Genomic DNA, 6,234 nt, shown 5'->3' on the forward strand with positions numbered 1-6,234 from the left:
ATTAATAGAGATTAGATTAATAATGCAAATGAATTAAAAATTAGGAGGGATTTCATGGAAAAAGAAGAAAAAGTTAAAATTTTACAAGATTTGATAAAAATCAAATCGATTAACGGTAATGAAGAAGAAGTCGCTACTTATTTACAAAACTTATTGAAGAATCACGGAATTGACTCTAAATTAATTAAATATGCTGAAGGTCGTAGCAGTTTAGTAGCCGAAATCAAGAAAGGCTCAAGTCATCGAGTTTTAGGACTGACGGGACATATGGACGTAGTCGATATTGGTAATGAAGAACTTTGGACATATCCACCTTTTTCTGCGACTATTGATGGTGATAAATTATATGGACGTGGTTCAACAGACATGAAATCTGGGCTTGCAGCTATCACGATTGCAATGATTGAATTAAAAGAAGCCGATGTTAATTTTGATGGTACAGTCCGTTTGCTAGCTACAGTAGGTGAAGAAGTCGGAGAACTTGGCGGTCGTCAGCTCACAGAACTCGGCTATGCGGATGATTTATCCGGCTTGATTATCGCTGAACCTACCAACTATAATTTGGTCTACACGCACATGGGTTCGATTAACTATTCTGTCGTCTCGGAAGGTAAGGCTGCGCATAGCTCGCAACCTCAAGAAGGCTTTAATGCAATTAACCACCTGAATGAATTCATTACTGCTATTAACGCTGAAATGGCCCAAATTGCTGAAGAATATCCTGATTCAGAACTTGGTACCACTATTCATAATATCACTGTTATCCGAGGGGGAGATCAAGTGAATGCTATCCCTGGGGAAGCCAGACTTGAAGGAAATATCCGAAGTGTGCCAACCTATGATAATGATAAAATTAAAGCTAAACTTCAAGAAGTAGTTGATAAAGTGAATGTCGACTATGATTATAAGCTTACATTAGCCATTGACGAAGATAAAATTTCGGTGCAGTCTGATAAAAACTCAACCTTGATTCAAACTATCCAAAGCGAGTTTGAAACACCTTTGCCAGTGATTGGAATTGCAGGAACCACAGATGCTGCAGAGTTTGTTAAAGCCAAAAATAAATTTGACTTTGTTGTCTTTGGTCCAGGAGTGAGCACCCTTCCTCACCAAATCAATGAATACGTTGAAATTTCAAATTACTTAGATATGATAGGTACTTACCAAAATATTGCTAAAAAATATTTAGGTTAAGGTGGCTTTTAAGTATAAAAAAACCAAGCAACAGCTTGTTTTTTTTATTTTCATCTCCTGAGAAGACAAAGCCACGATTTCTTTACTAAATATTGGTCCATAAAATACTATTGATAAAAAGAACTAAATTTTTGCTCTAAATCAGTAAAAGCGGTGTTTAAAATTCTATCTTTATCCTGGGTTGCAGTACCCTCTGCCCGTACTAACTGAAAGTCATCAAAACCCATCATTTCTTGGAAAATGGTTTGCATATAGTGTGGTGCAATATCGACAGATTTATATATACTATCTGCTGTATAGACCGAGCCACTGGCGAAAAGCATGAGCATCTTATAGTTGTCTCTCATCAAGCCTTCTGAAACTTTACCTTGCTCATCTGGCTCAGCAAGATAACGGAAGGTTTCGCGAGCAATCATCAGATTATCAATATAGTCCTTCATACGTGAGGTAATATTGAAGTTATGTAAAGGTGTGGACACAACAACTCGCTGGTGAGCTTTGAACTGTTCTAATAAAAACTGGCTGCGTTCAGCAATTTTACTTTCAGTTGGGCTTAGTTCTTTACCGGCTGCTTGTTTGTCCCAAACACTCCAAAGTGATGTGGCTTCAATACGTGGAATATCTTCCTCATAAAGGTTCATAATGGTTAAGTCTTTTTCTGGGTAATGTGTGTGGTAAAGCTCTATAAATTTATCTTGAAGCTGTACAGAAAAGTGCTCATGATTTGTAAATCCAGGATGTGCGTTGATCACTAAAGTTTTCATAAATAAAATCCTCTTTCTTTTGATATACTTAGTATACATTGAAATAGTGCCAAAATAAGTCACTATTAAAACGGAGAAAAATAAAATGGAAAAATCAGTACGTCTGAACCAAGAACTCATCTACCTCAGCGACAAACACGAGTTTCAACTCAAAGACCTCATGAGAGAATTTGATATTTCGCGACGGACAGCTTTACGTGATGTTGAAGCCTTGGGGCAAATGGGACTGGCCTATTACTCCGAAACAGGGAAATACGGTGGCTATAAAATCATCAATCAAAGATTATTACCCCCTGTTTACTTTAATAGTGATGAGATTCATTCGATATTCTTTGCTCTATCTGCGCTGCAACAGCTAACCAGCACCCCTTTTGAAAAATCTTATGAACAAATCCAGCAAAAATTGTCTGTTCTTTTACCTCAAGCACAGAAAAAAGAAGTCGACAAGCTCTTGAAAGTTGTTCATTATTATAGTGTGCCACCGATTAATCCGCCAAAAGCTTTAGCCTTAATTTTGCAGTCGATTTTGGAAAGTAAGGTTGTTTCGCTGGTTTATACCCAGTATGAAAGGGCGGAGCTTCATTTACAATTTAATGAAATCTTTTATCGTGATGGGATTTGGTTTTCGAGTGCTTACGATATTTTTGCAGAGCAATGGGGCACTTATCGTTGTGATTATATGGTTGATGTTGCTTTAGAAGAGCATCTTAAACGTACTTATACGCTGGCAGAACTCAATGACTTCCAAAAAACATATGAAAGTGAGTTTCACAATATTCCCTTTCGCTGCCGTTTGACTAAGTTTGGTAAGGAGTCCTTTTTAAAACACCGTTATCCTAATATGGAACTGGAAGAAATAGATGGTATTTTTTATATGACAGGCGGTTATCACGAGACAGAGTTAAACTATATGGTGCATTATTTAACGTCCTTTGGAAAACATTTAGTAGTAGAAGAGCCGCTACAGTTGAAAAAAGCTTACGTGAAGCACTTGAAGGATATGCTTTCATTGATGGAATGATTTTTATATTGAAGTCGATAAAAAGAAGAGTGTATTAGGACCCTTCACAACTTGGCATTCTTTTATGTGCGGTAGACAATCACCTAATGCTTATCATTAGCTTGATTATCTTAGCTGTCCTGTCTGCAACCTACTATCTTATTTATCTACACGATACCCAGTCGTATTTACTAGAGTGCTAGCAAATCATGTGGTCTTCTTGATGAAAAGTGATAAAATAATAAAAAACAAAGGAGACATAAAAATGGGACTTTTTGATTTTGCGAAAAACTTGGACTTGGGAAGCTTGACCGACCAAGCACAAGAGCTTTTAGGGGGAGATGTGGGAGAAACACTTTCTAATGTAGTCGGTGGTGATTTGTCAGAAGTAAGCAACACATTGACGGAAAATGTTCCAGCAGACTTCGCAGATCAGGCAGGAAATCTGGTAGACGGCGCGCGTGAAAATGCAAGAGGCCTTTTAGATGGTGCCTCTGAGCAGTTACCCGAACTTGGGGAACAAGCGGGTGGAGCAGTAGAAAGTTTTAAAGACTTGCTTGGTCTGTAAAAAAATATATGTGCTGATTGAAACAAGAGAGGAAGAAAATTCCGTGGAATACAGAGTAAAATGCTAACCTTTTTATTTGCAGTTCAATACGATTGCTTTACTTATTAGAAAAACTCTCCAAGATGGAGAGTTTTTTTCACCCAAGCAAAGTCTGTTAACTCGGTAAATATTTTGAATCCAATAAGAAAAACATTACAATAGACTATATAAATGCAATCAGTATATTCTTTAGATAAGAATAGTGCTGAAGTTTCACTAGCGATTTACAGACCTAGAAACACAAGCATTGGCGGAACTACAAACTCTATGAGATTCCAGTTTTGCAATTTAGAGATTTTAAAAAATAAAATGACATGTGGAGGAATAGCGTGAAAAATTTTTTGAAATTATCAGCTCTTGTTTTAATTGCTGGAGGAGTCGTTGCAGTTCTATTGATCAAAATAATGTCAATAACATTGGAAGAAGGTCAACGGACATCTCTATTTGAACATGAAAAAGTAGTGCAGTCTTCAAGTAAACAAGAAAATAAGACTTCAGAGCCTAAACACACTTATAAAAAGCAAGAAGTTATTCCGACAGCACTTTCTATCGAACATGATGTCTCTCCTACACGAGAAGATTTACAGCGTTATCTTTGGTGGTCAGAAGGAAGTCAACAAAATGTACGATTTACTGATCAAGTGAGGCAGGCTTTCCAGAGCGGAGGCGCGGAAAATAAAGCAGTTATTATTTCTGAGTTTCCCTATCAAGTAACAGACAACATCTTGTATTATGATTATTCGCAGTTTGAAAATCCAATGCATATCGACGAGCATCCGAGCATGGTGATGTGTTGGGAAGGAAATAAACTCATCCTCTCACCAAATGATAACCAAGGATATAAAGAAGAACGTAGTGAGACTTTGATTCCAATAGAAAAAATAAATTAGAAAAAGAATCATCATAGAAGAATGGATACACTGTTCTATTCGAAATAATAAGCTTGAAGAACTTCAAATAAATATTGATGAATAGGGAAGCCTTTTTGAGGCTCTGGCAGAAGAAAAAATGCTCGAACTGTTTAGAGCTCTACGCATTAGTTATTAAAAAAATCTTGTTTACTCTTAAGCACCCGAATGTACAGAGTCTCCCTAATCAGCTTTCGTCTAATGAAGAAGATGCAGAGAAGGTTGCGGATGACTTGGAGAAAGTATGAATGACTCCTAAAAATAATGGAGTAGCAAATGAATAGAACGGAGTATTCAGATGATTAAAAAAAGTTTATTGTCCCAACTTGAGCTTGCTTGGTCTTTGCTGGATTATCATTTGAGCGATATCTCGGTAGAGGAGATGTCTTTTGAGGTGACCCAACCGAGCGTCTCAACTCAAGGATTTCCAGAAACGGAAGGCTATGATATTGGTATGCCTACCATTGCCTGGATCTTATGGCATATGGATTTTTGGTGGTCAATGGCACTTAATCATAACTTTGGCGATGGTCATTTGAAAGTCGACGATATTTCTTGGCCAAATGATGTAAATTCAGCTTATGCACACCTGACGAACCTTAAAAATCAATGGAGTACGTGCTTATTGGAAATGTCAGAAGCAGACTTTGCCCAGCCAAAATCAAAGCAATGGCCACTTCAGGACAAACCTTTTTATGAGATTGCAGGTTGGCTAAACATGGAGTTGATGAAAAACGCTGCAGAAATAGGAAGTATACGTTTTGCTTATGGCGCTCAGAAAGAACAAAGAGTGGGAAATATGGAACGTGACTGAAGCAATGGCAAGACTTAGTCCTCTTCGAACTTTTCAATTACGAGTATTCATTTTTTTCTTTCTCATAAAGTTATTCTTCTTGAAGATTATATCTTATACAAGATTAAAGTATAAGGAGTTCGATGACAACAGAGTTATGCGCTACTTTTTTTAAAATTCAGCCAAATAGACTAGAGATTCAGAAGGGAGGGTTTCAAAATTTCAGATAAAAAACCAGAAAAATTTTATGTATTTGTCGTATTTATAATCTCACTTTGTTTGGTTATGTTGCTCGTGCTGATTAATTTAATCTTACTTTTCACACCTTATCAAGCACTACGACGAATACTTGGTATAATGACGGTTCTGTCTTTTATTGTATATTCTATAGTTTCTTATATCCTACAGAAAACAGATGTTTCTCAAAGAGAAAGTGCAAATACAAATAATAGATGTCTCAAAAAAGTAGATTCAGAAATTAAAATTAACGTTGATTCTATCTGTGGAAAAATACTTTGGATCATTATAACTGTCGCGATGTCACTTTTATACTTAGGATTTACTTTTTATATGTCATAGAATTATCAGACTTGGAAAGGGATTTTTGGATTTGTTATTATTGGCTTTTTTCTAGGAATTATTTTATTTATGGTGGTATAGATGTATTAAAAAACGATAGAGAATAAAATTTAAAAAAGGGAATCGACTTTACGATTTCCTTTTTTCTATTTTAAGAAAATAGCATTTTCAGTAATGAAGCTTACTCTATAGAGTACTCAATGTGCTGATGCCTGATATTATTTTGAAAATCATAAGAAAAACATTACAATAATATTATATAGATGTTATTGTTGTTACTTAACGATAACAAAATACTTGACGGGGTAAAGTAGATGACTTATAATCGGTCAGCACAGCACAGCACAGCACAGCACAGCACAGCACAGCACAGCACAGCACAGCACAGC

At 36.3% G+C, this 6,234-nt stretch carries 6 protein-coding genes; 5 read left to right on the forward strand and 1 reads right to left on the reverse strand.

Annotated elements, in window-relative coordinates; translation table 11 throughout:
• Positions 1–54: 54 nt before the first annotated feature.
• Entirely contained in the window at positions 55–1,194 is a 1,140-nt protein-coding gene (locus KJS37_RS05345) for an ArgE/DapE family deacylase (RefSeq protein ID WP_213433088.1), read from the forward strand.
• A gap of 107 nt (positions 1,195–1,301) precedes the next feature.
• On the opposite strand, the gene KJS37_RS05350 is transcribed toward KJS37_RS05345, so the two are convergent.
• The gene (locus tag KJS37_RS05350) at positions 1,302–1,958 is read right to left on the reverse strand and encodes an FMN-dependent NADH-azoreductase (RefSeq protein WP_213433087.1); all 657 of its coding nucleotides are present in this window, start codon (positions 1,956–1,958) and stop codon (positions 1,302–1,304) included.
• Between the two features lie 85 nt (positions 1,959–2,043).
• Here KJS37_RS05350 and KJS37_RS05355 point away from each other — a divergent pair, with 85 nt between their 5' ends.
• The 4 genes from KJS37_RS05355 to KJS37_RS05370 all read left to right on the forward strand — a co-directional run bounded on the left by KJS37_RS05355 (position 2,044) and on the right by KJS37_RS05370 (position 5,287).
• Complete coding sequence (locus KJS37_RS05355) at positions 2,044–2,979, forward strand: helix-turn-helix transcriptional regulator (protein ID WP_213496208.1); 936 nt, start codon at positions 2,044–2,046, stop codon at positions 2,977–2,979.
• Positions 2,980–3,223: 244 nt separating this feature from the next.
• Complete coding sequence (locus tag KJS37_RS05360) at positions 3,224–3,526, forward strand: hypothetical protein (protein ID WP_213496210.1); 303 nt, start codon at positions 3,224–3,226, stop codon at positions 3,524–3,526.
• Between the two features lie 368 nt (positions 3,527–3,894).
• Positions 3,895–4,455 carry a hypothetical protein gene (locus KJS37_RS05365; RefSeq protein WP_017370277.1) on the forward strand — a complete coding sequence of 187 codons (561 nt, stop codon included), beginning with the start codon at positions 3,895–3,897 and terminating at the stop codon, positions 4,453–4,455.
• 316 nt (positions 4,456–4,771) lie between these two features.
• Positions 4,772–5,287: a DinB family protein gene (locus KJS37_RS05370; protein WP_276512721.1), complete on the forward strand. Its 516-nt coding sequence runs from the start codon at positions 4,772–4,774 to the stop codon at positions 5,285–5,287.
• The last annotated feature ends 947 nt before the right edge of the window (positions 5,288–6,234 follow it).

The sequence above is a fragment of the Lactococcus formosensis genome (assembly GCF_018403745.1).
Lineage (GTDB): Bacteria > Bacillota > Bacilli > Lactobacillales > Streptococcaceae > Lactococcus > Lactococcus formosensis.

Bases quoted from the DNA above. Each gene is read 5' to 3' on its own strand.
- KJS37_RS05345 (WP_213433088.1), top strand. From the start codon at position 55: ATGGAAAAAGAAGAAAAAGTTAAAATTTTACAAGATTTGATAAAAATC.
- KJS37_RS05350 (WP_213433087.1), bottom strand. From the start codon at position 1,958: ATGAAAACTTTAGTGATCAACGCACATCCTGGATTTACAAATCATGAG.
- KJS37_RS05355 (WP_213496208.1), top strand. From the start codon at position 2,044: ATGGAAAAATCAGTACGTCTGAACCAAGAACTCATCTACCTCAGCGAC.
- KJS37_RS05360 (WP_213496210.1), top strand. From the start codon at position 3,224: ATGGGACTTTTTGATTTTGCGAAAAACTTGGACTTGGGAAGCTTGACC.
- KJS37_RS05370 (WP_276512721.1), top strand. From the start codon at position 4,772: ATGATTAAAAAAAGTTTATTGTCCCAACTTGAGCTTGCTTGGTCTTTG.